Genomic DNA, 25,335 nt, shown 5'->3' with positions numbered 1-25,335 from the left:
GAGTGAAGCTGGTGGCGCAGCCGGTGCAGGCGTGACTTGTCCACGCACTCAACCGTGCTGCGCCCGGTATTCCTGCGTCAGCCCGCCATAGCCATATGCCCCGGCCCGGACATCATGCACATGGATATAGCTTTCGTGGTGCAGGTTGGGCATCAGGGCTGACAAGCCCTCAAACACCGCCCGGATGTACGCGGCCTTTTCGGCCCGCGTGTTGGTCTCGTCCGTGATCTTGATCTCGACATAGGCGCTGGAACAGCCCTGCTCGGCCAGCGTGCGCCCACCCACGACCCAATGTTCGGGCTCGACATAACGCACGGCGATGGAGGTGAGCTCCGGCTTTTTGTGCAACAGCTGGGCCGTCAGATCAGACAGCAACGCGGCCACCTCGCGGGTGGTTTGCGAATGGGCCGGGCCACTCAGCAAGACGTTCAAAATGGGCATGTGTTTTCTCCTGTGAATGTGAAACACCACTTTAAAGAAACAACCAACCGACCGAAACAGCGCAAAATGCACAACGGTTCAACGTTATTTGCAAAACCAAACCGGAATGCCCATGCCATTTCATCTGCACGACCTCGCGCTTTTTGCCCGCATTTCAGCACTGGGCTCCTTGTCCGCCGCTGCCCGTGAGCGCGACATCCCGGTCAGCCAAGTCACCCGCGCACTCACACGCTTAGAAGCCGCTTGCGGTGCGCGCCTCATGCACCGCAGCACCCACGGACTGAGCCTGACCGACGAAGGCGACACCCTGCTGGCACATGGACAAGACATGCTGAACACCGCGGAGATGCTAGCGGCCGAACTGCAACTGCGTAAAGGCCAGCCCAGCGGCTGGGTGCGCGTGGGCGTGAGCGCTTCGGTGGCCGAAGCCGTGATTGCCCCCAGTCTGCCGGGCTTGTATGCGCTTTACCCGCAACTGCACATCGACATCGTGGTGGACGACCGCCTGGCCGACATGGCCCGCGACGGCATCGACATCGCCATCCGCACGGGCGACGTGCACAGCGACCACCTGGTAGCCCGCACCATCGGCCACGCCAGCCGCACCCTGTACGCCAGTCCCGCTTATTTGGCGCAGCACGGCACACCCCAAACACCCGACGCACTAGCGCACCACCACCTGATTGGCAACAGCAAAGCCCCCAGCATGAACCAATGGCAAAGGCAGGATACGCCTGCACCGTGGTCAGTGAAAGGCCAAAGCCTGACCGACAACTCGGCCATCATGCTCACGTTGGTTCGGCACGGCGTTGGCATCGCTCGCCTCTTTGACATCGTGGCCCGTCCCTGGGTGCAAACCGGTGAACTGGTGCCCTTGCTGCGTGACCGCTTGGATGTGCGCGACATCCCGGTCTATGCGGTCATGCTGCCCGAGCGGCACCGACTGCCCAAGATCCGGGCGTGCGTGGACTATTGGGCGAGGTGTCTGAGCGGCATTGATTCATATGCCAATCTCAATGATTCAACTGCCCCCAAGCCTTCTCCAGGCGCTTGATGCTGACCGGCTGCGGGGTGCGCAGCTCTTGCGCGAAGAAGCTCACGCGCAGCTCTTCCAGTAGCCAGCGGAACTCCAGCATGCGGGTGTCTTGCGCGCCTTTGCGTTCGGCCACCAGACGCCAATAGCGTTGTTCTTGCGGCTTCAGCTCGGTCAGACGCTGGGCGTCGCGGGCGGGGTCGGCGCGGTATTTGTCCAGGCGCAGGGTGATGGCCTTGAGGTAGCGGGCATAGTGCTGCAGCTGTGGCCATGGGGTGGCGGCCATGAAGTTTTTGGCCATCAGGCGTTGCAGTTGCTGGGCGCAGTCTGCCGTCGCTTCGGGGGCGTTTTTGGTGTCCTTGATCTTGCGGGTGGCCGCGCCAAACTCCAGCAAGATGGCGCCCGCCAGACGGGCCACTTCGTTGGCAATCAAGGTCAGGCGGCCTCGGCCTTCTTCGATGCGGCGTTTGAACGTAGTCTCGTCATTGGGCAACGGGTCGAGCAAGAAGGCGCGGTCCAACGCCACATCGATGATCTGGGTTTTCAGCTCGTCGGCGGTACCCAGCGGCATGTAGGCCACGGCCATTTTTTGCAGGTCGGGGATGTTTTTCTCAAGGTATTTGAGCGCGTCTTTGATTTGCAGCGCAAACAGGCGGCGCAGGCCCGCTCGGTTTTTGTGGGCGGCCACGTCGGGCTCGTCAAACACTTCGATGGTCACGGCGTCTTGCATGTCCACCAGCGCCGGGAAGCCAATCAGGGTCTGGCCGCCTTTGCTGATTTCCATCAGCTCGGGGAGTTCGCCAAAGGTCCAGGAGGTGTAGCGCTGGGGGGCCAGGGGCTTGGGCGCTGCAGCGGCTTTGGCGGATGCTGTGCCTGTGCGGGCATGGATACCCGCGTTCGCGGGTATGACAGAAGAGGCTCGGTCGCCAACTTCTTTTGTCACACCCGACTGTCCTCTCGTCACACCCGACTGTCCACTCGTTACACCCGACTGTCCACTCGTTACACCCGACTGTCCACTCGTCACACCCGACTTGATCGGGTGTCCATCTGCTTGCGTCGAAGTCGCGACTTTCAACTGCGCCAGCGCCTGGAACGCGCCACGCGCTTTGGCACCCAGCTCGCCTTTGAGTGCGCCCAAGTTGCGGCCCATGCCCAGTTGGCGTCCGTGTTCGTCGACCACGCACAGGTTCATGAACAGGTGTGGGCTGAGCATGTCGAGTTTAAAGTCGCCTCGCTTCACGTCCAGGCTGGTTTCGTCGCGCACTTTTTTGAGCAACACATCGGTGAGCGAGCCACTGCCAAACAGCTCGAGCACCGACAGCTCGGCGGCCAGGCGCGTGGCCGATTCGGGCAGTGGCACAAAGCGGCTGCGCGGGCGCTGGGGCAGGCTTTTGAGCAGGGCCTGAATTTTGTCTTTGAGCAAGCCGGGCACCAGCCATTCGCAACGGTCTTCGCTGACTTGGTTCAGCACAAACAGCGGCACCGTGACGGTCACGCCATCGCGGGCGTCACCCGGCTCATGCAGATAAGTGGCCTGGCAGTCGGTGCCGCCCAAGCGGATGTGTTTGGGGAAGGCCTGCGTGGTGATGCCTGCGGCTTCGTGGCGCATCAGCTCTTCGCGGGTCAGCAGCAACAGGCGCGGTTGCTTGGCGCTTTCGGCGCGATACCAGTCTTGGAGCAGGCGGCCACTGCACACCTCGGGCGGGATTTGCTGGTCATAAAAAGCGTAAATCAGCTCGTCGTCCACCAGCACATCTTGGCGGCGTGACTTGTGCTCCAGCTCTTCGACCTTGGCGATCATCTTGTGGTTGGCGGCCAAGAAAGGCAGCTGGGTCTCCCACTGGTGGCCCACCAGCGCTTCGCGGATGAAAATTTCGCGTGCGCCATGCAGGTCCACCCGGCTGTAGGCGGTGCGCCGCCCGCTGTAGACCACCAGGCCATAGAGCGTGGCACGCTCCAGCGCCACCACTTCGGCGGATTTCTTTTCCCAATGCGGGTCGAGCAACTGCTTTTTCAGAAGGTGCGCCCCAACTTGCTCCAGCCACTGCGGCTCAATCGCCGCAATGCCCCGCCCAAACAGGCGCGTGGTTTCCACCAGCTCGGCCACCACGATCCAGCGGCCCGGCTTCTTGCTCAGGTGCGCACCGGGGTGTTTGTGAAACTTGATGCCGCGTGCGCCCAAATAGGCTTCTTCGTCTTCGAGCTTGTAGCCCACGTTGCCCAGCAGGCCCGCCAGCATGGACAGGTGCAGTTGCTCGTAACTGGCGGGCTGGGTGTTGATGCGCCACTTGTGCTCGGCCACCACGGTGAGCAGCTGGGTGTGCGTGTCGCGCCACTCGCGCACGCGGCGGATGTTGATGAAGTTTTGGCGCAGCAGTTGTTCGTATTGGCGGTTGCTGAGTTTGTGGGTGGGCGCATGGATACCCGCGTTCGCGGGCATGACAGAGGGGGCGGGCAAGCCCGCGCCTTTGGTCACACCCAGCTGCTCCCTGCTTGTCACACCCAGCTGCCCCCTGCTTGTCACAGCCGGCTGCCCCCTACTTGTCACACCCGGCTGCTCCCTACTTGTCACACCCGGCTGCTCCCTGCTTGTCACACCCGGCTTGACCGGGTGTCCATGGGCCGTTGGGCCGCCACGGGCATCGTGAATCCATTTCCACAGCTTGAGGTATCCCGTGAACTCGCTCTTGTCGTCGTCGAACTTGGCGTGTTGTTGGTCGGCCTGGGCTTGGGCGTCCATGGGGCGGTCGCGCACATCTTGCACGCTCATGGCGCTGGCGATCACCAACACTTCATCGAGCGCTTCGCGGCCACGCGCTTCCAAAATCATGCGGCCCACTCGCGGGTCCAGCGGCAGACGGGCCAGCTCTTTGCCAATGGGCGTGAGTTCGTTGTCGTCGTCCACTGCGCCGAGCTCGGCCAGCAGTTGATAGCCGTCGGTGATGGCGCGTTTGGAAGGCGCTTCGATGAACGGAAAGTCTTCCACCACACCCAAGTGCAGGCTCTTCATGCGCAAGATGACGCCCGCCAATGATGAACGCAAAATTTCCGGGTCGGTGAAGCGCGGGCGGGCGGCAAAGTCTTTGTCGTCGTACAGGCGGATGCAAATGCCGTTGGCCACGCGGCCACAACGGCCTGCACGCTGGTTGGCAGCGGCCTGGCTGATGGGCTCGACCAAGAGCTGCTCGACCTTGCTGCGCAGGCTGTAGCGCTTGACGCGGGCCGTGCCTGCATCGATCACATAACGGATGCCGGGCACTGTGAGCGAGGTTTCGGCCACGTTGGTGGCCAGCACGATGCGGCGGCCATTGGAGGCTTCAAAAATTTGGTCTTGCTCGGCCTGCGACAAGCGGGCAAACAGCGGCAGCACTTCGGCGTTGCGCGTGAGCGGCTGGTGCGCCAGGTGTTTGCGCAGGTGGTCGGCGGCTTCGCGGATTTCGCGCTCGCCCGGCAAAAAGATCAGGATGTCGCCCCCTGCCCCGCCCTGCCAGAGTTCATCCACGCCGTCAGCAATCGCATCGTTCAGGCCGTAGTCGCGCGACTCTTCAAACGGGCGGTAGCGCTGCTCCACCGGGAAGGTGCGGCCCGAGACCATGATGACCGGGGCCGGGCCGTGGCGTGAGGCGAAGTGTTTGGCAAAGCGGTCGGCGTCGATGGTGGCCGAGGTGACCACGATCTTGAGGTCAGGGCGGCGCGGCAGGATCTGGCGCAGGTAGCCCAGCAAAAAGTCGATGTTCAGGCTGCGTTCGTGCGCCTCGTCGATGATGAGGGTGTCGTAGGCCTGCAAAAGCGGGTCGGTTTGTGTTTCGGCCAGCAAGATGCCGTCGGTCATCAGCTTGACCGAGGCGTTTTTGCTCAAGCGGTCTTGAAACCGCACCTTGAAACCCACCACCTCGCCCAGCGGGGTCTTGAGTTCTTCAGCGATGCGTTTGGCCACCGAGCTGGCCGCAATGCGCCGGGGCTGGGTGTGGCCGATCATGCGGGCGCGTTCGCCGGGCTTGGCGTTGAGCTTGCCGCGCCCCAGCACCAAGGCAATTTTGGGCAGCTGCGTGGTCTTGCCCGAGCCGGTTTCACCGCACACGATGATGACCTGGTGCTGGTCCATGGCGGCCATGATTTCGTCACGGCGGGCCGAGACGGGCAGACCTTCGGGGAACTCGATTTGGAGGGGGGTGTCAGACAAGGCGGAAACTTCTGTGAAAATCAAGGCAAGAACAGCGGGGGATTATCCCAGTCCCGCGCACCCTGCCACTTTCGCAGCCCCTTCACCGCACCTTTGCCGCCCATGCCCACAGTCTTCAATTTCACTTTCGTGCCCTGGTTCCGGTCGGTGGCGCCCTACATCCACATGCACCGGGGCAAGACCTTTGTGGTGGGCATTGCGGGCGAGGCGATTGCCGCTGGCAAGCTGGCGCACTTGGCGCAAGACTTGGCGCTGATCCAAAGCATGGGGGTCAAGATCGTGCTGGTGCATGGCTTTCGCCCGCAAGTGAACGAACAACTGGCGGCCAAGGGCCATGCGCCCAAATATTCGCACGGCATGCGCATCACCGACAGCGTGGCGCTCGATTGCGCCCAAGAAGCAGCGGGCCAGCTGCGTTATGAGATCGAAGCGGCTTTCAGCCAAGGCCTGCCCAACACGCCCATGGCGGGCTCGACGGTGCGGGTGATTTCGGGCAACTTCATCACCGCCCGCCCCGTGGGCATTGTGGACGGGGTGGATTTTCAGCACTCGGGTTTGGTGCGCAAGGTCGATGTGCAGGGCATCACCAACACCCTGGACATGGGGGCCATGGTGCTGCTGTCGCCGTTTGGTTTTTCGCCCACCGGTGAGGCGTTTAACTTGGCCATGGAGGAAGTGGCCACCAGCGTGGCTGCCGAGTTGCAGGCCGACAAGCTGATTTTTGTGACCGAGATCGCAGGCATTCGCATGCAACCGGGCGAGCCCGCCAGCGAAGACAACCCGATCGACACCGAGTTGCCCTTGGCCGCTGCCAAACAGCTGCTGGCCTCGCTGCCGCGACCGACCGAGCCGACCGACATCGGGTTTTACCTGCAGCACTGCGTCAAAGCCTGCGAAGAAGGTGTGGAGCGCTCGCACATCTTGCCTTTTGCGGTGGACGGGGCTTTGCTGTTGGAGATTTACGTGCACGACGGCATCGGCACCATGGTGGTCGATGAAAAACTCGAAGAGCTGCGCGAAGCCACCGCCGACGATGTGGGCGGCATCTTGCAGTTGATCGAGCCGTTTGAAAAAGACGGCACCCTGGTCAAGCGTGACCGCACCGAGATCGAGCGCGATGTGGACCACTACACCATCATCGACCACGATGGCGTGATCTTTGCCTGCGCAGCGCTCTACCCTTACCCCGAAGCCAAAACGGCCGAGATGGCGGCGCTCACCGTGTCGCCCCAGTCGCAAGGCCAAGGCGATGGCGAAAAGATTTTGAAGCGCGTGGAACAACGCGCCCGTGCCATGGGCCTCAAAAGCATCTTTGTGCTGACAACGCGCACCATGCACTGGTTCATCAAACGCGGCTTTGTGCAGGTGGACCCGGACTGGCTGCCTGAGGCGCGCAAACGCAAGTACAACTGGGACCGCAAGAGCCAGGTGCTGGTCAAGAAGCTGTAAACGGGCCTTCTTCCCCTTGCCCAGTTCGGGGGGCCCAGCCCCCTTGCCTCGCCCCCCCGACCAGATCGGGGGTCCATGCCTTCTTAATCTGTCACCCCCGACCAGCTCGGGGGTCCATGCCTTCTTAATCTGTCACCCCCGACCAGCTCGGGGGTCCATGCCTTCTTAATCTGTCACCCCCGACCAGATCGGGGGTCCATGCCTTTGACTGCTATGGATACCCGCATTCGCGGGTAAGACGAATTAGGCGCGGTGTAAGAAAGAGGCCGGGTGCGAAGAATTAGGCCGGGTGCGAAGAATTAGGCCGGGTGCGAAGAATTAGGCCGGGTACGACGAATTAGGCCGGGTGCGACAACTTCGGGTCGGGCACGGCTGCGGCGAAGGCGCGGGTTTGAGGGTTCACTTCACGCCAGACCTCACGGCCGTCCACATAAACGCGGAACTCGCCTGTCTGCAGAGCCTGCCAGGGCTCGTTCAGGGTCAGGGGCTCGGTGGCCAGCAAGGTCATGACGTCGCCTTCGGCATTGAGTGGCCCCAGGTCCAGGCTCATTTCACGGTCGACCAAACGCGCATGGGGAAAAGGATGGCACCGGGTCAATTGGTGCAAATGCGTTGAACAATGCGCAAACACGGCATGCCCGTCGCTGAGCAGCATGTTGAAGTTGCCGTACCCAGCCAACTCGGCGCTGATGTTGGCCAAGATCGGGGCCAGTTCGGGCCATTCAGGTGACTCTTGCCGGTCCTTGAAGTGATTGCGCAAACGGCTCATGAGGGTGCAAAAGGCCCGCTCGCTGTCGGTCGTGCCCACGGGGGTGTCCTGACATCCCTCTGGCACCTCAAAATTGCGCAAGTCACCGTTGTGTGCAAATACCCAAGTGCGCCCCAACCATTCGCGCTGAAAGGGGTGGCAGTTGGCCGACTGCACATCGCCCTGAGTCGCTTTGCGCACATGCGCCACCACGACCCTGGATTTGATGGGGTGCTCTCGCACGTAATCGGCCAGCGGCGATGCGCTGGCGGGCATGTCGTCCTGAAACACGCGACAGCCTTTGCCGTCATAAAAGGCAATGCCCCAGCCGTCTACGTGGTCCGACGTCAGGCCACCGCGTGCCGAAAACCCGGTGAAAGAAAAAGTGGTGGCTGCCTGGTTGTTGCAGCTCATGCCCATCAGTTGGCACATGGTGAGTCTCAGGACAAGGAAAAATCAACTGCCGCCATGGCGTGCAGCGCGGTGGTGTCAAAGCTGGGCACGCCAGCATCATCGGGCCGCAGAATCATAGTCAATTCGGTGCATCCCAAAATGACCCCTTGCGCGCCCTGTGCGACCAGTTGCTGCACCAGCGCGATCAGTTTTTGACGTGAACTTTCCAGCACCACGCTTCGACACAGCTCTTCAAAAATGATCCGGTGCACCTCGGCCCGGCCCGCTTCATCGGGGACCAGACACGCGATCCCGCGTGCGGCCAGAAGGTCGCGCATGAACGCTTGTTCCATGGTGAATCGGGTGCCCAGCAAACCGACCTTGTGCAGCCCGGCCGCAAGAACCGCATCAGCTGTGACGTCGGCAATGTGCAGCAAAGGCAGTGGGGTCACCGATTGAACCTCAGGGGCGATGCGGTGCATGGTGTTGGTGCAGATCAGCAAGACTTCTGCCCCGCTGCTTTCCAATTGGCGGGCCGCCGTTTGCAAAATTTCAGTCATTCGGAGCCAGTCGCCCTGCTTTTGCAGATCGGCAATTTCCTGAAAGTCCAGGCTGACGAGGTGCACCCGCGCCGAGCGCAAACCACCTAGACGCCGCGCCACATCGCGGTTGATGTTTTGGTAGTAAAGGGCCGTGGACTCCCAGCTCATGCCACCGATCAGACCAATTTTTTTCATGTTGTGCGACTCTGCGGATTGATGACAGAAGTTTGCCACCAAATTTGAAGCATGAAATTGCAATGTGATGCATCAAATGCTTGTTTCAAGGCATATTTTTCTACAATACGGCCATGAAGAAGAAACTTGATGCCATAGATCGCAAGATTCTGGAATTGTTGCAAACCCAAAGCGACTGGCCCATCAACGAATTGGCGGCCGCGGTGCACCTGACACCGACGCCATGCTGGCGGCGCGTTCAGCGGCTCAAGGAGTTGGGCATTCTGGCCCGACAGGTGGCCTTGGTGGACAGGCAAAAGGTGAACTTGGGCGTGACGGTGTTTGTGGCCATTCGCACCCGCGACCATGACGTGCCGTGGCTGGAGAGGTTTCGCGCTGCCGTGCAGGGCATTGGGGAAATCGTCGAGGTTTACCGCATGAGCGGGGATGTGGACTACCTGCTCAAGGTGGTGGTGCCCGACATTGCCGCTTACGACCTGGTTTACAAACAGCTGATTCAGCAGGTGCCGTTGTCCGACGTCAGCTCCAGTTTCGCCATGGAAGAACTCAAGTTCACCACGGCGATGCCACTCACTTACGTGACTTGAGTGCGATCAGCAAGCCCGCCAGCGCAAACACCACAAACGCCACGAAAGACCAGTTGGCAATGGAGCCCCCCAAAAAGGTCCAGTCGACCTTGGTGCAGTCGCCGCTGCCTTTGAAAATCATGGGGATGGCGCGGTTGATGGGGAAGTTTTCGACCATGCCGTAAAAGTCGCGCCCACAGGTGACGACTTCAGGCGGGTACCACTGCAGCCAGCTTTGGCGTGCTGCCGTAAAGCCACCAAAGCCCGCCGCCAGCGCCAGCAACAAGGCTGACACAGTCAGCCCCCAGCCACGCAGGCGCCAACCGATAGCGCCGAACACCACCACGCCAATCAGCGCATAGCGCTGCACGATGCACATGGGGCAAGGATTCAGGCCCACTACATGTTGCAAATACAGGCCGAAGACCAGCATGCCGGTGCCCGACAGGGCGATCAGAGCCAGCAGGCGCGAGGGGGTCAGAGAGTTCATGTTCATGGTCAGGCTTCGGCAAATGCGCGTTCGATGACAAACGCACCCGGCGTGCTGGTGTTGCCTTCTTTCAGGCCGTGCTCTTCGCAAATGCGCTTGAGGTCTTTGAGCATGCCGGGGCTACCGCAGATCATCACACGATCGGTTTCAGGGTCGAGCTTGGACAAGCCCAGATCAGCGAACAGCTTGCCGTTTTCGATCAAATCGGTCAGGCGGCCCTGGTTTTTATAGGGCTCCCGAGTCACGGTGGGGTAGTACAGCAGTTGTTTGGTGACCATCTCGCCCAGAAACTCGTTGGCCGGCAGCTCTTGGGTGATGTAGTCGTGGTACGCCAATTCATTCACTTGACGGACGCCGTGCACCAGGATCACTTTTTCAAAACGCTCATAAGTTTCGGGGTCGCGGATGATGCTCATGAACGGCGCCAGACCGGTGCCGGTGGACATGAGGTAGAGGTTTTTGCCGGGCAAGAGGTAGTCGCACAGCAAGGTGCCTGTGGGCTTGCGGCCGACCACAATGGTGTCGCCCACCTGGATATGTTGTAACTTGGAGGTCAGCGGGCCGTCGGGCACCTTGATGCTCAGAAACTCCAGGTGCTCTTCGTAATTGGCGCTGGCGATGGAATAAGCGCGCAACAGCGGTTTGCCGTTGTCACCGCGCAAACCGATCATGGTGAAGTGCCCGTTTGAAAAACGCAGGGCCTGGTCACGGGTGGTGGTGAAGCTGAACAGCCGGTCCGTCCAGTGGTGAACGCTCAAAACGCGTTCTTCAAGAAAAGCACTCATTTGATTTTTAGGTGTTTTGGCAGGGACATGAGCCCCATCGCCACTGAAGGGATACAGAAAGCTTGCTACAGTTGCGGCCTCAAAGACCACAAGAAAATCGTCCCTGTCGCAAAACAGGCCGTATTTTCATGTGAACCGCTTCAAACTGGAAATACTGAAATTTTATATCCGTATAACCAGTGCTTCTTAAGACAGATCAAGGCTGAAAGACACCATGGCACGCACCGTTCAATGCATCAAACTCGGCACCGAAGCAGAAGGCCTGGACTTTCCGCCCTACCCCGGCGATTTGGGCAAGCGCATTTGGGAAAGTGTAAGCAAGCAAGCCTGGGCCGACTGGCTCAAGCACCAGACCATGCTGGTCAATGAAAACCGCTTGAACCTGGCCGATTTGCGTGCCCGCCAATACCTGGCCCGCCAGATGGAAAACCACTTCTTTGGCTCCGGCGCTGATGCCGCCCAAGGCTACGTGCCACCGGCCAATTGACCTCCGACCACTGACCACGCCCCGCTGACCGCTGACCACGGCCCGCTGACCGCTGACCGCTGATTTGAGCCAGCCCTTTTTGCCCCCCAACCAGAGCCACATCGGACCCGACCACAGCAACCCTGCCCCATCCCAGGCCCTGGTGATCGGTGCAGGCCTGTCGGGTTCGGCCGTGGCGCACAGCTTGGCCTTGCGGGGCTGGGCGGTCACGGTGATCGACCAAGCAAAAGGCATTGGCGCTGGCGCATCGGGCCTTCCTGCGGGTTTGGCCGCGCCCCATGTCTCACCCGACGACAACGTGCTCTCGCGCATCACGCGGGCAGGCGTTCAGGCCACGCTGCAACGCGCGCAAACGCTGCTGCAACGCGGCACTGACTGGGCCCCGACAGGCGTTCTGGAACACAACCTGGCCGGCAAACGCAGGCTGCCCACGGCCAAGTCAGATCAACACAACACCCAAGACAACACCCAAGACAGCACCCCTGACAGCCCCCACGAAGGGAGCGTGCAGGCCAGCGCCGAACAAGTCGCGGCAGCGGGTCTGCCCCTCGGAACGCCTGCACTCTGGCATGAACAGGCTGGCTGGATCAGGCCCCGTCAACTGGTGGCGGCGCAACTGCAAACCCCGGGTGTGCAGGTGCTTTGGCAGCACAAAGCCAACACCATTGAACGACGCGGCGACCTGTGGAGAGTGACCGATGCCCAAGGCCGGGCCTTGGGCCAAGCCCCCTTGCTGGTGGTGGCCAGCGCCTTTGACAGCCTGGCATTACTGCAGCCCCTGCCCGGTTTTGCCGTGCCCTTGAACCCTTTGCGTGGGCAAGTCAGTTTTGGCCACATGCACGATTTGAACGACGCCCAGCGCCAGCTACTGCCGCCCTTTCCGGTCAACGGGCACGGCAGTTTTATCAGCGGTGTGCCCACGCCAGACGGCCAGCCGGGCTGGTTCATCGGCTCTACTTTTGAGCGCAACTGCGAACAAGCGCCCGTGCGCGAAGAAGACCACGCCGCCAACCAGCTGCGTCTGGCCACCTTGCTGCCCAACTTGGGTGCAGCCATGCAGCAGCAGTTTGGCCCGGCGCACATCCACGGCTGGGCCGGCTTGCGCTGCACCCTGCCCAACCGCCTGCCTGCCGTGGGGCCCATCGACAGCCAACGTCTGCCGGGCCTGTGGCTCTGCACGGGCATGGGCGCACGCGGCATCAGCCTGGCCGTGTTGTGCGGTGAACTCACCGCCGCGTGGTTGTGCAACACGCCCTTGCCCTTGGCCCCGTCACTGGCCAAACATTTGGCAGCAGAACGCTACATTCGCGCATAAAAATCTACCAAAATCACCAACACCATCTACGATGGATGTTTTTGGGAGTGCAGTTCATGGCCCGTCAGTCTTTCTCCCGCTATCTGCCTTGGCTGGCCACAGCCCCTGCGGCCGTCGTGGCCTGGCCTTTTTCGGCCTGGGCCAGCGCCAGCTTCGCGGTGCTGTTTGCGCTGGGCTGGATCGACTTCACCCAAACCAAACAGGCGGTGCGCCGCAACTACCCCTTGACCGGACGACTGCGCTATGGACTGGAATACATCCGCCCCGAATTGCGCCAATACTTTTTAGAGGATGACGAGGAAAAACTGCCGTTTTCTCGCAACCAGCGGGCCATGGTTTATGCCCGCTCCAAAATGCAAAACGACAAGCGCGGCTTTGGCAGCATCAAAGACATGTACAGCTCGGGCACCGAATGGCTCGCCCACTCCTTGCTGCCCGTGCAACTGGACCCGGCCTCGTTTCGCATCCAAGTGGGCGAATCGCAGTGCACACAGCCCTATGCCTTGTCACTGCTCAATATTTCGGGCATGAGCTTTGGGGCTTTGTCACCCAACGCCATCCAGGCGCTCAACCGGGGGGCGGCCATGGGCCAATTTGCGCACGACACCGGTGAAGGCAGCATCTCGGTGCACCACCGCCAGCATGGGGGCGACCTGATCTGGCAAATTGCCTCGGGCTATTTTGGTTGCCGCACAGCCGATGGCCGCTTTGACCCCGAGCGCTTTTCACTGCAAGCGCAGTCGCCTCAGGTCAAGATGATCGAGGTGAAACTCTCACAAGGGGCCAAGCCCGGCCATGGCGGCGTGTTGCCCAAGGCCAAGGTCAGCGCTGAAATCGCCGAAGCCCGAGGCGTGCCCATGGGCCAAGACTGCGTCTCACCGGCCCGGCATTCGGCTTTTGCCAGCCCACTGGAGTTGTTGGCATTTGTGGCGCAACTGCGCCAGTTGTCGGGCGGCAAACCGGTGGGCATCAAGTTGTGCGTGGGCCACCCGGCAGAATGGTTTTCTCTGGTCAAAGCGATGGTCCAGACCCAACAAACACCCGACTTTGTGGTGGTGGACGGGGGCGAAGGCGGCACAGGCGCTGCGCCCATCGAATTTGCGGACCATGTGGGCATGCCTTTGCGCGACGGTCTGCGCTTGGTGCACAACAGTTTGGTCGGGGCCGGTTTGCGTGAGCGCATCAAGATCGGGGCCTCGGGCAAAGTGATCTCGGCGTTTGACATGGCGCGTTGCCTGGCCCTGGGGGCCGATTGGTGCAACGCGGGCCGTGGCTTCATGTTTTCGCTCGGTTGCATCCAGTCACGCAGTTGCCACACCGACCACTGCCCCACAGGCGTGGCCACGCAAGACCCGGTGCGCCAACGCGCGATTGTGGTCACCGACAAAGCCGAGCGGGTGTTTTACTTTCATGCCAACACCCTGCATGCCTTGGCCGACTTGCTGGGCGCCGCCGGACTCCAAAGCCCCAGCGAGATCAGCCCACAGCACCTGATGGTGCGCAACGGTCAAGGCCAAGCACGCAGCTTGGCCAGCATGGTGGACACCTTGGCACCGGGCCAGTTGCTGTCCCCCACCATCGGCAAGCCCCCTCTGCCCAGTCCTTTTGCCGATTTCTGGGAAGCCAGCAGTGCCCAACAATGGGGTTTGGCCAGCGCTTGAGCCGCTGTGAGCGGCCCGTTTACTTCATCGCGTCGGCCGGACGGCGCGACTTCACATACGCGTCGCTGGGCTGGTAAGCCTTGCCGTCGGCATAGCGCCACTGCACCATGGTGCCTTTGCCGCCGCGCTGGTCAAGCTTGCCCACATAAGCGCCCATGGTGGACTGTTGGTCGATCGCGCGGAATTCGGCCGGACCAAACGGCGTGCTGAACTTGAGGCCACGCATGGCGATGACCAGCTTCTCGTTGTCGGTCGAATTGGCTTTTTGGATGGCCGCAAAAATCGCCTGCATAGTGGCATAGCCCACCACCGAGCCCACCTTGGGGTTCTCATTGAACTTTTTGTAATAGTTGGCCACAAAACTGGCGTGCTCTTTGTTGTCGAGCTGGTCCCAAGGGTAGCCCGTCACGATCCAGCCTTTGGGCGTTTCGTCTTTCAGCACTTCCAGGTACTCGGGCTCGCCCGACAGGAGCGAGACGACCGGCGTCTTGGGAAAGACATTGCGCTGGTTGCCTTCGCGCACCAGCTTGGCCAAATCGGCGCCAAAGGTCACATTGAAAATGGCGTCGGGCTTGCTGGCCATGGTGGCCGTGAGCGTGCTGCCCGCGTCGATCTTGCCCTGAGCTGGCCACTGCTCACTGACAAACTCCACATCAGGGCGCTTGGCCTTGAGCAGTTCCTTGAAACTGGCGACGGCGCTTTGACCGTATTCGTAGTTGGGCGCGATCGTGGCCCAGCGCTTGGCGGGCAACTTGGCCGCCTCTTCAACCAACATGGCCGCCTGCATATAAGTGCTGGGGCGCAGGCGGAAGGTGTAGCGGTTGCCTTTGTCCCAGACGATGGCATCGGTCAATGGCTCGCTCGCCACAAACAGGCGCTTGTTTTTGTGGGCATGGTCTGCCAGGGCCAAGCCGATGTTGGACAAAAAGCCGCCAGCCAGCACATCGACTTTTTCTTTGGACGTCAGCTCGATGGCGTGGCGCAACGCCTCTTCAGGCTTGCCCGCGTCGTCTCGGGCAATGACTTCGACCTTGCGGCCCAGCAAACCGCCCTGGGCATTGACCTGTTCGAGCGCCAACTGCCAGCCTTGCTTGTAGGGCTGGGTGAATTGGGGAATGGCGGAATAGCTGTTGATCTCACCGATCTTGATCGGGGTTTGGGCAAATACGGGGACCACGGCGGCGGCTGTCAGCAGGCCAGTGGCAATAAGGCGGTTCATAAAATGAGTCCTAGGGTTACGGTGAAAATCGTGACTGTAACAGCCAGTTTTTGCCCTGTCGCGGAGTTGACACACAAAACACCGGTCATGAACAGCTTGAATGGTCGCCGGTCATACCCGGCTTGTCCTGTCATACCCACCCCGGCCGGTCATACCCGGCTTGACCTGTCATACCCGGCTTGACCTGTCATACCCGGCTTGACCGGGTATCCATCCAAACCGAAGGCATGGACCCCCGATCTGGTCGGGGGTGACGGATTCAAAAGACATGACCCCAATCTGGTCGGGGGTGACGAATGTTTGCGATACCTACCCCGGCCGGTCATACCCGGCTTGACCTGTCATGCCCGGCTTGACCGGGTATCCATCCAAACCGAAGGCATGGACCCCCGATCTGGTCGGGGGTGGCGGATTCAAAAGACATGACCCTGATCTGGTCGGGGGGCGGATCGGAGTGACAAATTCACGCCCGCACTTCTTATAAGCAATCGACATATATAACCAACTAAAAAATCGTTTGTTCAGGCATAAAGAGACTTTACAGTCGCACCCATGTTTGATTTGGCTTATGTCTTTGCAGGTTTCTTCGTGGGCACCATCGTGGGCCTGACGGGGGTGGGTGGCGGCTCGTTGATGACACCGCTGTTGATCTTTTTCTTTGGCGTGAAGCCTTACATGGCCGTGGGCACCGACTTGCTCTTTGCGGCTTTCACCAAGCTGGGCGGCACCATCAGCTTTGCGCGTCAGCGCATCGTGCCTTGGCGCGTGGTGGGTTTGCTCAGCGCGGGCAGCATCCCGGCTTGCCTGGCGACTTTGGGCTTTTTGCATTGGGTAGGCCCTGCCGATCCCAAAGTGCAAGCCTTGATGACCACCACCTTGGGCGTGGCCTTGTTGCTCACGGCGGCGGCCATGCTCTACAAGGCCGTGCGCGGCAAACAAGTACCACGGCATTTGGCCGCGCAAGACGAAGCCCTGGCCAGCACACCGCGCCACTGGAGCCTGCCTGTGCTGTTTGGCGCCCTGATCGGCACTTTGGTCACGCTCACCTCGGTCGGCGCGGGGGCCATTGGCGTCACTGTGTTGCTTTTGCTTTACCCCATGCTGCCGCTGCCGCGCATCGTGGCCGCAGACATTGCCTATGCCGTGCCTCTTACCTTGGTTGCAGGCCTTGGCCACGCATCACTGGGCTCGGTGGACTGGCCTTTGCTGGCCAAACTGCTGGCGGGCTCTTTGCCCGGCATCTGGCTGGGCTCGCGCCTGACGCAACACACACCAGACCGTGTGATCCGTTCCCTGCTTTCCGTTTTGCTGGCCTGGGCTGGCACCAAACTGGTTTTGATCTGAATTTCTTCTGACCTGCCGTTACACCATGTACCACTACACCGAATTTGACAAACAGTTCGTTCGCGCCCGCGCCGCGCAACACCGCGACCAACTGGAGCGCTTTCAGGCCGGCCAACTCACGGGCGATGAATTCAAGCCTCTGCGCCTGCAAAACGGCTGGTACGTGCAGCGCTACGCCCCCATGCTGCGCGTGGCCGTGCCTTATGGCGAAATTTCGGCACCTCAGCTCAAAGTGCTGGCCCAAATCGCCCGCGACTACGACACGCCCGACGCCGCTCTGCTGGCCGAAGCCCAAGCCACGCAAGACAAAATCGCGGGCTTGGCACCCAAGCTGACCACCAACTACGGTCACTTCACCACCCGCCAAAACGTGCAGTTCAACTGGATTCCCTTGTCCAAATCGGCCGACGTGATGGACCTTTTGGCCAGTGTGAACCTGCACGGCATCCAGACCAGCGGCAACTGCATCCGCAACACCACCACCGATGCGCTGGCCGGTGTGGCCGTGGACGAAGTGGTCGATCCACGCCCCTATGCAGAGATGATCCGCCAGTGGAGCACGCTGCACCCTGAATTCGCCTTTTTGCCGCGCAAGTTCAAGATCGCCATCACCGGAGCTGCCGAAGACCGCGCCGCCATTGGCTGGCACGACGTGGGCCTGCAGATGGTCAAAAACGCCGCTGGCGAAGTGGGCTTCAAAGTGCTGGTGGGTGGCGGCATGGGCCGCACACCCGTGGTGGGCACCGTGATCCGCGAGTTCCTGCCCTGGAACCAGATCATGAATTACCTCGAAGCCGTGATCCGCGTCTACAACCGCTGGGGCCGCCGCGACAACCTGTACAAGGCCCGCATCAAAATTTTGGTCAAGGCCGAAGGCCAGCGCTACTTTGACGAAGTCGAATCCGAGTACCAAGACATTCTGGTCAAGGACGGCGGCCTGCACACCATCCCGCAAGCAGAGTTCGACCGCGTGGCCGCGTGCTTTGCCGCGCCCGCGCTCAACCTGCCTTTGTCCGATGCCGAGTGGGCTGCCAAGGCCGAAGCCGATGTCAGCATCGAAGCGGCCAAAACGCCCGCCTTTGCCCGCTGGATCGCGCAAAACGTGCAGCCCCACCAAAACCCAGCCCTGCGCGCTGTGACACTGTCGTACAAGCGCATGGGCCAAGCCCCCGGTGACGCCAGCGCCGACCAGTTGGAGGCCTCTGCCGCTTTGGTGGCCAAGTACTCCGCTGGCGAAGCCCGCGTCACGCACACCCAAAACTTGGTGCTGCCCTGGGTGCGGCTGGACCAACTGCACGCGCTGTGGCTCGAAGCCAAAGCCTTGGGCCTGGCCCAGCCCAACATCGGCCTGCTGACCGACATGATCGCCTGCCCCGGCGGCGACTATTGCGCACTGGCCAACGCCCGTTCGCTGCCACTGGCTGCGGCCATCACCGAGCGTTACCAAGACCTGGACGAGCTCGATGACTTGGGCCACATCGACTTCCACATCAGCGGCTGCATCAACTCCTGCGGTCACCACCACAGCGGTCACATCGGCATCCTGGGTGTCGACAAAGATGGCAAGGAGTGGTACCAGGTCACGCTGGGTGGCTCAGACGGCAAAGCGCTGTCAGGCCCCACGGTCGCTGGCAAAGTGGTTGGCCCGTCGTTCTCGTCCTTCGAAGTGCCCGACGTGATCGAAGCGATCCTCAACACCTACAAAGCCCTGCGCCAGCCCGAGCAAGGTCGCGACGAATACTTCATTGAAACCCTGCGCCGCGTGGGCCAAGACCCGTTCAAGGCTGCGGCCAATGCAGCGCGTCATCCGGCTGCCGATGCCCAGACCGCCTGAACACGGGAAGAAAAGACCATGAAAATCATCACCGCCCAAGAACACCAATCCCTTGAATCGCCTGCCGTCCTGACGCTGGCCAACGACGTGGACCCGCGCACGCTCGATTTGAATGGCGTGACACGCATCGACCTTCAGTTTCCCAAATTCACCGATGGCCGCGCTTACAGCCAAGCCTTTTTGCTGCGCCGCCGTTTGGGCTTTGCAGGTGAACTGCGTGCCACAGGCGACGTGCTGATCGACCAACTGGTGCAAATGCAGCGCACCGGCTTTGACGTGGCCGTGCTGCGCGAAGGCCTGGATGCCTCGGCTGCACAACGCCAGTTCGACCGCTTTGCCGGGTTCTACCAAGGCTCTGCTGTGGGCACACAACCCCATTTTGCAGAAATGGCCTGATGAAACCATGACTTCAAGCCTCATATCCTCCCGCAAGGCCCCGGCCAAAGCCACCGAGCAAAACGCCAAAGCCAGCCCACAGTTCGCCGCCAAGCTGGCCGAAACCCAGGCCCTGCTGCAACGCGCGGCCACCGAGTTCACGCCCGTGACCCAGGCCTCCAGCTTGGGTGCCGAAGACGTGGTGATCACCCACCTCATCAATCAACTGCAACTCGACATTCCGGTTTTTGTACTCGAAACCGGCGCACTGCACACCGAGACCCTGGCCTTGCTTGAACGCACCCAGGCCCATTCGCGTGCGCCCATCAATGTCTTCCGTCCGATACAAGAATCGGTCATCCGGTTCGTGCGTGACAAAGGCCAAGACGCGATTTACCAAAGCATGGACTTGCGCAAAGCCTGCTGCACGGTGCGCAAGCTGGAGCCGCTGGGCCGCGCCCTGAAAGGCCAACGCGCCTGGATCACCGGCTTGCGCCAGGAACAATCAACCGCCCGTGCCGAAGTGCCCCTGCAAGACGACAGCGAAGTCGCCAAAGTCGCTCAGAACGGCAGCACAAACGCCGCCGTGGGCTTGACCAAATTCAACCCTTTGGCCCAATGGACTTGGGGCGATGTGTGGCACTACATCGCCGAAAACCAAGTGGACTACAACCCACTGCACGATCGGTTCTTCCCAAGCATCGGCTGCGCCCCCTGCACACGGGCCATCAGCCTGGGCGAAGAGTTCCGCGCTGGTCGCTGGTGGTGGGAAGACGAAACCGCCAAAGAGTGCGGCTTGCACGTCAAGAAATGAACGCCTTGCAGGTCGACGGCTTTAGCTCCGGAATGCAGACCGAAAAACCACCTTCCACTGAACCACCAACCCCGCACCGAACAGCCATCCCGCCACTGAACAGCCATCCCGCCACTGAATTGTCATCCCCGCGAAGGCGGGGATCCATGGGTCCGATTTCTGGATCCCCGCCTTCGCAGGGATGACAAATTTAGAACGCAGGGATGACTTGAGAAAATCACAAACGAACATGAACGCCATCACACAAACCGAGTTGCACACCCTGAGCAACAGCCATCTGGACGCGTTGGAAGAAGAAACCATCTTCATCTTGCGCGAAGTCGCCGCCGCTTTCGAGCGCCCCACCTTGCTGTTTTCGGGTGGCAAAGATTCGCTGGTCATGCTCCGGTGCGCCGAAAAGGCCTTTGGCGCGGGGCGCATCCCCTATCCGCTGCTGATGATCGACACCGGCCACAACTTCAAGGAAGTGACCGACTTTCGCGACTCGCGAGCCAAAGAGTTGGGTGCCGAGCTCATCGTGCGTAACGTTGAAGACTCGATGAAACGCGGCACCGTGCGCCTGGCCCATCCGGGCGAGAGCCGCAATGTGCACCAATCGGTGACCTTGCTGGAGGCGATTGAAGAGTTCCGCTTTGACGCGCTGATCGGTGGCGCCCGCCGCGACGAAGAAAAGGCCCGCGCCAAGGAACGCATCTTCAGCCACCGCGACAGCTTTGGCCAGTGGCAACCCAAAGCCCAACGCCCCGAACTGTGGACGCTGTTCAACCACAAGTTGCAGCCGGGCGAGCACTTTCGCGTTTTCCCGATCAGCAACTGGACCGAGTTGGACGTGTGGCAATACATTGCCCGCGAAAAAATCGCACTGCCCTCGATTTACTACACGCACAAGCGCGAAGTGGTGGACCGCCGTGGCCTGTTGGTGCCTGTGACCGATCTGACCCCGCCCAAAGACGGCGAAAAGGTCGAAGTCCGCGATGTGCGTTTTCGCACCGTGGGCGACATCACTTGCACCTGCCCGGTCGAAAGCGACGCCGCCACGCCCGAGCAAATCGTGATCGAGACATTGGCCGCTGATGTGAGTGAGCGCGGCGCCACGCGCATGGACGACAAGACGTCCGAGGCTTCGATGGAGAAGCGCAAAAAAGACGGCTATTTCTGATCACGCGGGAGCACACATTCATGAGCAACGACAAACATTTCTCAGCCAAGTCCTCTGAAAGCAACACACAAACCGCGTTGCGATTCATCACCTGCGGCTCGGTCGACGACGGCAAGAGCACCCTCATTGGCCGCCTGCTGGTGGACACCAAGGCGGTGTTGCAAGACCACTTGGCTGGCGTGCAGCGCTCGGGCGAGACCGATCTGGCCCTGCTGACCGATGGCTTGAGCGCCGAGCGTGAGCAAGGCATCACGATCGACGTGGCTTACCGCTACTTCAACACCGAAGCACGCAAATTCATCATTGGCGACGCGCCCGGCCACGAGCAGTACACCCGCAACATGGTCACCGCCGCATCCAGCGCTGACGCCGCTGTGGTCTTGGTCGACGCCATCAAACTCGACTGGGCCAACCCCGATCTGCAACTGCTGCCCCAAACCCGCCGCCACTCGCTGCTGGTCAATCTGCTGCGCGTGCCCTCCATCGTGTTCGCCATCAACAAGCTCGACGCCGTGGCCGATGCCGCTGTGGCCTACAAGAACATCGCTGGCGCACTCGAAAAATTTGCCAAAGAGGCGAACATCCAAGTCACCGCCATGGTGCCCGTGTCGGCCCTCAAAGGCTGGAACGTGGTGGACAAAGAGAACCATGGCCAAAGCAGCTGGTGCGGCTACACCGGCCCCAGCCTCCTGAGCATTCTCGAAGACCTGCCTGCCACCCCCGCCGAGACCGAAGTGGCCTTCAGCTTTCCGGTGCAATGGGTCGAAAAATTCCACGACTCTGGCGTGACCACCCAGGGCCGCCGCGTGTTTTGGGGCCGCGTGGCCACCGGCAGCATCGAGCCGGGCCAGACCGTCAAGGTCTTTCCCAGCGGGCAAACCGCTGTGGTCTCTCAAGTGCTGTCAGCCACACGCCAGCCGCAAAACAAGGCCGCAGGCCACAGCGCAGGCATCGTGCTCGACCGTGAGGTGGATGTCTCGCGTGGCGACTGGCTCTTGGCCGAAAAATCGGCATCTTTGGGCTCGCCCGAAAGCCAACGCACCTTGAGCACCACCATCGCCTGGATGGACGATGAACCCTTGGTCGCAGGTCGCCTGTATTGGGCGCTGCACGGCCACCGCTGGGTCAAGGTCAAGGTGCAGCGCGTGGTGCACCGCCTGAACGTGAACACCCTGGCCGAAGAAGAAGCCACCGAGTTGGCCCCCAACGCCATCGGCCACGTCACCTTGGCTTTGCAAGAACCTTTGGTCACCCTGCCCTTTGCCCAGTCGCGCATCCTCGGTGCCTTGGTGCTGGTCGACACCGCCAGCCACAAGACCTCAGGCGCGGTGTTGGTGAACTGATCTCCATTAAAATCCACGTTTTCGCGCCCGCCCGAAGGCGCGGTCTCATTTTTCGAGTCCATCATGACCCACGTTGTTTCCGAATCCTGTATCCAGTGCAAATACACCGACTGTGTGGACGTTTGCCCTGTGGACTGCTTCCGCGAAGGCCCTAACTTTTTGACCATCGATCCCGATGAGTGCATCGACTGCGCCGTGTGCATCCCCGAGTGCCCGGTCAACGCCATTTATGCCGAAGAAGACCTGCCCGCCGACCAGCAGCACATGACCAAGTTGAACGCCGAATTGGCTTTGTTGCCCGGCTGGAAAAGCATCACCAAGCGCAAGGCCCCCATGGCCGAAGCCGATGCTTGGAAAGACAAGACCGGCAAACTCTCACAACTGATTCGCTAATCCCCAAAGGCCAAGCCACTTGGTCTTTTGTCTGGCTTTTTTGTGAACCTTGCCCCATGACCGCCCCCATCGACACCGAAGCGTTGGTCATTGGCGCAGGCCCCGTGGGCCTGTTTCAGGTCTTCCAGCTCGGCCTGCAAGGCATCCACTGCCATGTGGTGGACGCCCTGCCTCATGTGGGTGGCCAATGCGCTGAGCTGTATGCGGGCAAACCCATTTACGACATACCGGGCATCCCCTTTTGTACCGGCCGCGAGTTGGTCGAACGCTTGCAACAGCAAATTGCGCCCTTCAAACCCACGCTGCACTTGGGCCAACAAGTTGACAGCATCGAACGCCTGCCCGATCAGCGCCTGAAAGTCAGCACCGGCTCGGGCTGCACATTCCACACCAACACCTTGTTCATCGCCGCAGGCGTCGGTGCATTTGTGCCGCGCCGCATGCTGCTCGATGGCCTGAGCGCCTTTGAAGGCACCCAAGTCTTTGCCGAACACCCCGCCCCCGAGCGCTGGGCCGGCCAGCATCTGGTGGTGGCCGGTGAAGGTGATGCGGCTTTGCAAACCTGCTTGAGCGCCTGCGAAGGCCCACACGCGGCAGCCAGCGTCACGCTGTTGCACCGGCGCGACCAATTCAGCGCCGCCCCCGATCTGATTGCGCAGATGCGCCAAGCCTGTGCCCAAGGCCGCATGCGCTTTGTGGCCGGCCAGCCCACGGGCTTGCGCAACGAAAGTGGTCGCCTCCAAGCCCTCGAGCTGCTCAACCCACAAGGCGACACCGAGTGGCTCAGCCTCGATGTGCTGCAAACCTGTTTGGGCCTGTCGCCCAAGTTGGGGCCAGTGGCGCAATGGGGCCTGGCCATGGAGCGCAAGCAACTGGTGGTCAACACCGAGAACTTTGGCACGTCCGAAACGGGCATTTTTGCGGTCGGTGACATCAACACCTACCCCGGCAAAAAGAAGCTCATCCTCTGCGGCTTTCACGAAGCCACGCTGGCCGCATTTGGTGCCGTCGCTCTGCTTCGGCCTGCCGAAAAGACACTGCTGCAATACACGACAACATCCACCGTACTGCACCAGCGGCTGGGCATCGCATAGAATTCACACCGCGCCGCAAAACTGCGGCGCATTCGCTAGGGGTGTTGGGGGCCGTGAGGTCTTCGACTGAGAAAGTCCCTTTGAACCTGATTGAGGTAATCCTCGCGCAGGGAAGCTGGCCTACACAGGGCAACCCCATTGATGGCGGTTGCACAGGCCTCGCCGAACTGCCATTTACTTGATAAAAGCAATGGCATACACAAACAACGCACCTCTCGCACCTGTGGGCGAAGACGAACGTCTTTTCACAGGTTTTACGCACGCCTCACTGTGGTTCAGCCTCGGAGTTGGCCTGCTGGTCATGCAGGTTGGCGCCTACTTGGTGCCCGCCATGGGCACGCGCGATGCGCTCATTGCCATCCTGATCGGCTCCATCGTGGGCTCGGGTCTGTTGGCATCAACGGCCAAACTGGGCTGCGACACCGGGTTGTCCAGCGCGGGCCTGATGCACCGCGTTTACGGCAGCTCGTTTGCCCGTCTGCCCGTGCTGCTCAACATCCTGCAATTGGTCGGCTGGACCACCTTTGAGCTGGTGGTCATGCGCGACGGTAGTACCGCCATTGGCGAGCGCGCCCTGGACCTGAAAATCAACACCGTTTGGCCCACCTTGCTGTGGGGCAGCATTCTGGTTCTGCTCATGACCGGATCGATGCTGACCTTGGTCAGAAAATTCGTCAGTCGAATCGGTTTGCCCTTGGTCATCGGTTCGCTGCTCTGGCTCAGTTGGCACTTTTTTGGGGTGGTCAGTGCGCAGGGCATGGCTGCTTTTATGGCCCGCCCCGGCAACGGAACCATGAGCTTGCTATCGGCCATCGACTTGGTCATGGCCATGCCCGTGTCCTGGTTACCGCTGGTGGCCGATTTTGCGCGCCACGGCCGAAGCGGCCGCAGCACTTTGGCTGGCACATGGACAGGCTACGCATTGGCCAATGCCTGGTGTTACGCCTTGGGCTTTTTGGTTGCGAGCGTTTCAGAACCCGGCGCGGATTTGGTAACGGCCATGTTGTTCGCACAAGGCGGCTTACTGGCACTGGGATTGATATTGCTTGATGAGCTCGACAACGCCTACGGCGATGTGTATTCGGGTGCAGTATCGGCCAACAGCCTCAAGCCTGCCTGGTCCATTCGACGCTGGGGTCTGTCCCTCGCCCTGCTGTGCACGACACTGGCCCTGATTTTGCCGATGCACAGCCTAGAGCCTTTTTTGCTGATGCTCAGCTCGGTATTTGTACCGCTTTATGGCGTGATTTTAGGCCGCGGGTCAAGCATCACAGCCTCTCCAAACACTGCACTCACGCCCAAAGTCAACATCGTGGCTGCTGCGCTGTGGCTGCTGGGCATTGGGGTGTTTCACGCCGCAGCCGCTTGGGCACCGCAATACGGCTCTGCCTTGCCCACCCTCTTGCTCACCTTCCTCCTCGCTCGCTTGACACGCGGCCAAGCACAGTGACTTTCATTCAACGCCATGC

Annotated in this window: 22 protein-coding genes and 1 riboswitch; of the genes, 15 read left to right on the top strand and 7 right to left on the bottom strand. The window is 60.9% G+C overall.

The annotated features are described in order from the left end of the window. Window positions 1–48: 48 nt before the first annotated feature. Complete coding sequence (locus BN3544_RS11100; RefSeq protein WP_019429462.1) at window positions 49–441, bottom strand: tautomerase family protein; 393 nt, start codon at window positions 439–441, stop codon at window positions 49–51. 112 nt (window positions 442–553) lie between these two features. Between BN3544_RS11100 and BN3544_RS11095 the strand changes: the two genes are divergently transcribed. Beyond that, window positions 554–1,495, top strand: coding sequence for a LysR family transcriptional regulator (locus BN3544_RS11095; protein WP_050999084.1), 942 nt, complete (start codon window positions 554–556; stop codon window positions 1,493–1,495). On the opposite strand, the gene hrpA is transcribed toward BN3544_RS11095, so the two are convergent. Then, on the bottom strand, window positions 1,455–5,660 hold the full coding sequence (gene hrpA / locus BN3544_RS11090) for an ATP-dependent RNA helicase HrpA (protein WP_019429460.1): 4,206 nt from the start codon (window positions 5,658–5,660) through the stop codon (window positions 1,455–1,457). The two genes, BN3544_RS11095 and hrpA, sit on opposite strands and share 41 nt — an antisense overlap. Window positions 5,661–5,762: 102 nt before the next feature. On the opposite strand from hrpA, the gene argA reads away from it, so the two are divergent. Further along, window positions 5,763–7,109: an amino-acid N-acetyltransferase gene (gene argA, locus BN3544_RS11085; RefSeq protein WP_019429459.1), complete on the top strand. Its 1,347-nt coding sequence runs from the start codon at window positions 5,763–5,765 to the stop codon at window positions 7,107–7,109. A 337-nt stretch (window positions 7,110–7,446) separates the two neighbouring features. On the opposite strand, the gene BN3544_RS11080 is transcribed toward argA, so the two are convergent. After that, window positions 7,447–8,289 (bottom strand): class II glutamine amidotransferase, encoded by an 843-nt coding sequence (locus tag BN3544_RS11080; protein WP_019429458.1) that lies wholly within the window; start codon window positions 8,287–8,289, stop codon window positions 7,447–7,449. Between the two features lie 8 nt (window positions 8,290–8,297). After that, a complete protein-coding gene (locus tag BN3544_RS11075) occupies window positions 8,298–8,987 on the bottom strand; it encodes an aspartate/glutamate racemase family protein (RefSeq protein WP_026036552.1) in 690 nt (229 codons plus the stop codon). Window positions 8,988–9,100: 113 nt separating this feature from the next. Between BN3544_RS11075 and BN3544_RS11070 the strand changes: the two genes are divergently transcribed. Next, the gene (locus BN3544_RS11070) at window positions 9,101–9,574 is read left to right on the top strand and encodes an Lrp/AsnC family transcriptional regulator (protein WP_019429456.1); all 474 of its coding nucleotides are present in this window, start codon (window positions 9,101–9,103) and stop codon (window positions 9,572–9,574) included. Here BN3544_RS11070 and BN3544_RS11065 read toward each other — a convergent pair. Together BN3544_RS11065 and BN3544_RS11060 are read right to left on the bottom strand one after the other, a co-directional pair. Next, entirely contained in the window at window positions 9,558–10,055 is a 498-nt protein-coding gene (locus BN3544_RS11065; RefSeq protein WP_369814607.1) for a disulfide bond formation protein B, read from the bottom strand. The two genes, BN3544_RS11070 and BN3544_RS11065, sit on opposite strands and share 17 nt — an antisense overlap. Next, a complete protein-coding gene (locus tag BN3544_RS11060; protein WP_019429454.1) occupies window positions 10,052–10,828 on the bottom strand; it encodes a ferredoxin--NADP reductase in 777 nt (258 codons plus the stop codon). Before BN3544_RS11060 ends, BN3544_RS11065 begins: the two co-directional genes overlap by 4 nt. Before the next feature lie 214 nt (window positions 10,829–11,042). Between BN3544_RS11060 and BN3544_RS11055 the strand changes: the two genes are divergently transcribed. From BN3544_RS11055 to BN3544_RS11045, 3 genes are all read left to right on the top strand, one after another. Continuing rightward, window positions 11,043–11,315 (top strand): oxidative damage protection protein, encoded by a 273-nt coding sequence (locus tag BN3544_RS11055; RefSeq protein WP_019429453.1) that lies wholly within the window; start codon window positions 11,043–11,045, stop codon window positions 11,313–11,315. 64 nt (window positions 11,316–11,379) lie between these two features. Then, window positions 11,380–12,630: an FAD-dependent 5-carboxymethylaminomethyl-2-thiouridine(34) oxidoreductase MnmC1 gene (gene mnmC / locus BN3544_RS11050; RefSeq protein ID WP_231733957.1), complete on the top strand. Its 1,251-nt coding sequence runs from the start codon at window positions 11,380–11,382 to the stop codon at window positions 12,628–12,630. A gap of 56 nt (window positions 12,631–12,686) precedes the next feature. Beyond that, window positions 12,687–14,291: an FMN-binding glutamate synthase family protein gene (locus tag BN3544_RS11045; RefSeq protein ID WP_155820400.1), complete on the top strand. Its 1,605-nt coding sequence runs from the start codon at window positions 12,687–12,689 to the stop codon at window positions 14,289–14,291. Window positions 14,292–14,310: 19 nt separating this feature from the next. Here the strand turns inward: BN3544_RS11045 and BN3544_RS11040 are convergent, their stop codons facing one another. Beyond that, on the bottom strand, window positions 14,311–15,510 hold the full coding sequence (locus BN3544_RS11040) for an ABC transporter substrate-binding protein (RefSeq protein ID WP_019429450.1): 1,200 nt from the start codon (window positions 15,508–15,510) through the stop codon (window positions 14,311–14,313). Between the two features lie 552 nt (window positions 15,511–16,062). On the opposite strand from BN3544_RS11040, the gene BN3544_RS11035 reads away from it, so the two are divergent. From BN3544_RS11035 to BN3544_RS10990, 9 genes are all read left to right on the top strand, one after another. Next, window positions 16,063–16,854: a sulfite exporter TauE/SafE family protein gene (locus tag BN3544_RS11035; protein WP_019429449.1), complete on the top strand. Its 792-nt coding sequence runs from the start codon at window positions 16,063–16,065 to the stop codon at window positions 16,852–16,854. A gap of 25 nt (window positions 16,855–16,879) precedes the next feature. Next, a complete protein-coding gene (locus BN3544_RS11030) occupies window positions 16,880–18,688 on the top strand; it encodes a nitrite/sulfite reductase (RefSeq protein ID WP_019429448.1) in 1,809 nt (602 codons plus the stop codon). An 18-nt stretch (window positions 18,689–18,706) separates the two neighbouring features. Next, entirely contained in the window at window positions 18,707–19,084 is a 378-nt protein-coding gene (locus BN3544_RS11025) for a DUF934 domain-containing protein (protein ID WP_019429447.1), read from the top strand. A 7-nt stretch (window positions 19,085–19,091) separates the two neighbouring features. After that, window positions 19,092–19,877 carry a phosphoadenylyl-sulfate reductase gene (locus BN3544_RS11020; protein WP_019429446.1) on the top strand — a complete coding sequence of 262 codons (786 nt, stop codon included), beginning with the start codon at window positions 19,092–19,094 and terminating at the stop codon, window positions 19,875–19,877. A 229-nt stretch (window positions 19,878–20,106) separates the two neighbouring features. After that, window positions 20,107–21,036 carry a sulfate adenylyltransferase subunit CysD gene (gene cysD, locus BN3544_RS11010; protein ID WP_019429444.1) on the top strand — a complete coding sequence of 310 codons (930 nt, stop codon included), beginning with the start codon at window positions 20,107–20,109 and terminating at the stop codon, window positions 21,034–21,036. A 20-nt stretch (window positions 21,037–21,056) separates the two neighbouring features. After that, entirely contained in the window at window positions 21,057–22,379 is a 1,323-nt protein-coding gene (locus BN3544_RS11005; protein WP_019429443.1) for a sulfate adenylyltransferase subunit 1, read from the top strand. A gap of 63 nt (window positions 22,380–22,442) precedes the next feature. Next, on the top strand, window positions 22,443–22,772 hold the full coding sequence (gene fdxA, locus BN3544_RS11000) for a ferredoxin FdxA (protein WP_019429442.1): 330 nt from the start codon (window positions 22,443–22,445) through the stop codon (window positions 22,770–22,772). 56 nt (window positions 22,773–22,828) lie between these two features. Beyond that, entirely contained in the window at window positions 22,829–23,866 is a 1,038-nt protein-coding gene (locus BN3544_RS10995) for an NAD(P)/FAD-dependent oxidoreductase (protein WP_019429441.1), read from the top strand. A 27-nt stretch (window positions 23,867–23,893) separates the two neighbouring features. Continuing rightward, window positions 23,894–23,996: riboswitch (TPP riboswitch) on the top strand. Between the two features lie 60 nt (window positions 23,997–24,056). Next, the gene (locus tag BN3544_RS10990) at window positions 24,057–25,316 is read left to right on the top strand and encodes a purine-cytosine permease family protein (protein WP_019429440.1); all 1,260 of its coding nucleotides are present in this window, start codon (window positions 24,057–24,059) and stop codon (window positions 25,314–25,316) included. The last annotated feature ends 19 nt before the right edge of the window (window positions 25,317–25,335 follow it).

Origin of the sequence: Limnohabitans sp. Rim47, from assembly GCF_001517545.1 — a bacterium.
GTDB lineage: Bacteria > Pseudomonadota > Gammaproteobacteria > Burkholderiales > Burkholderiaceae_C > Limnohabitans_A.
This window is presented reverse-complemented; position numbering and strand designations above follow the sequence as displayed.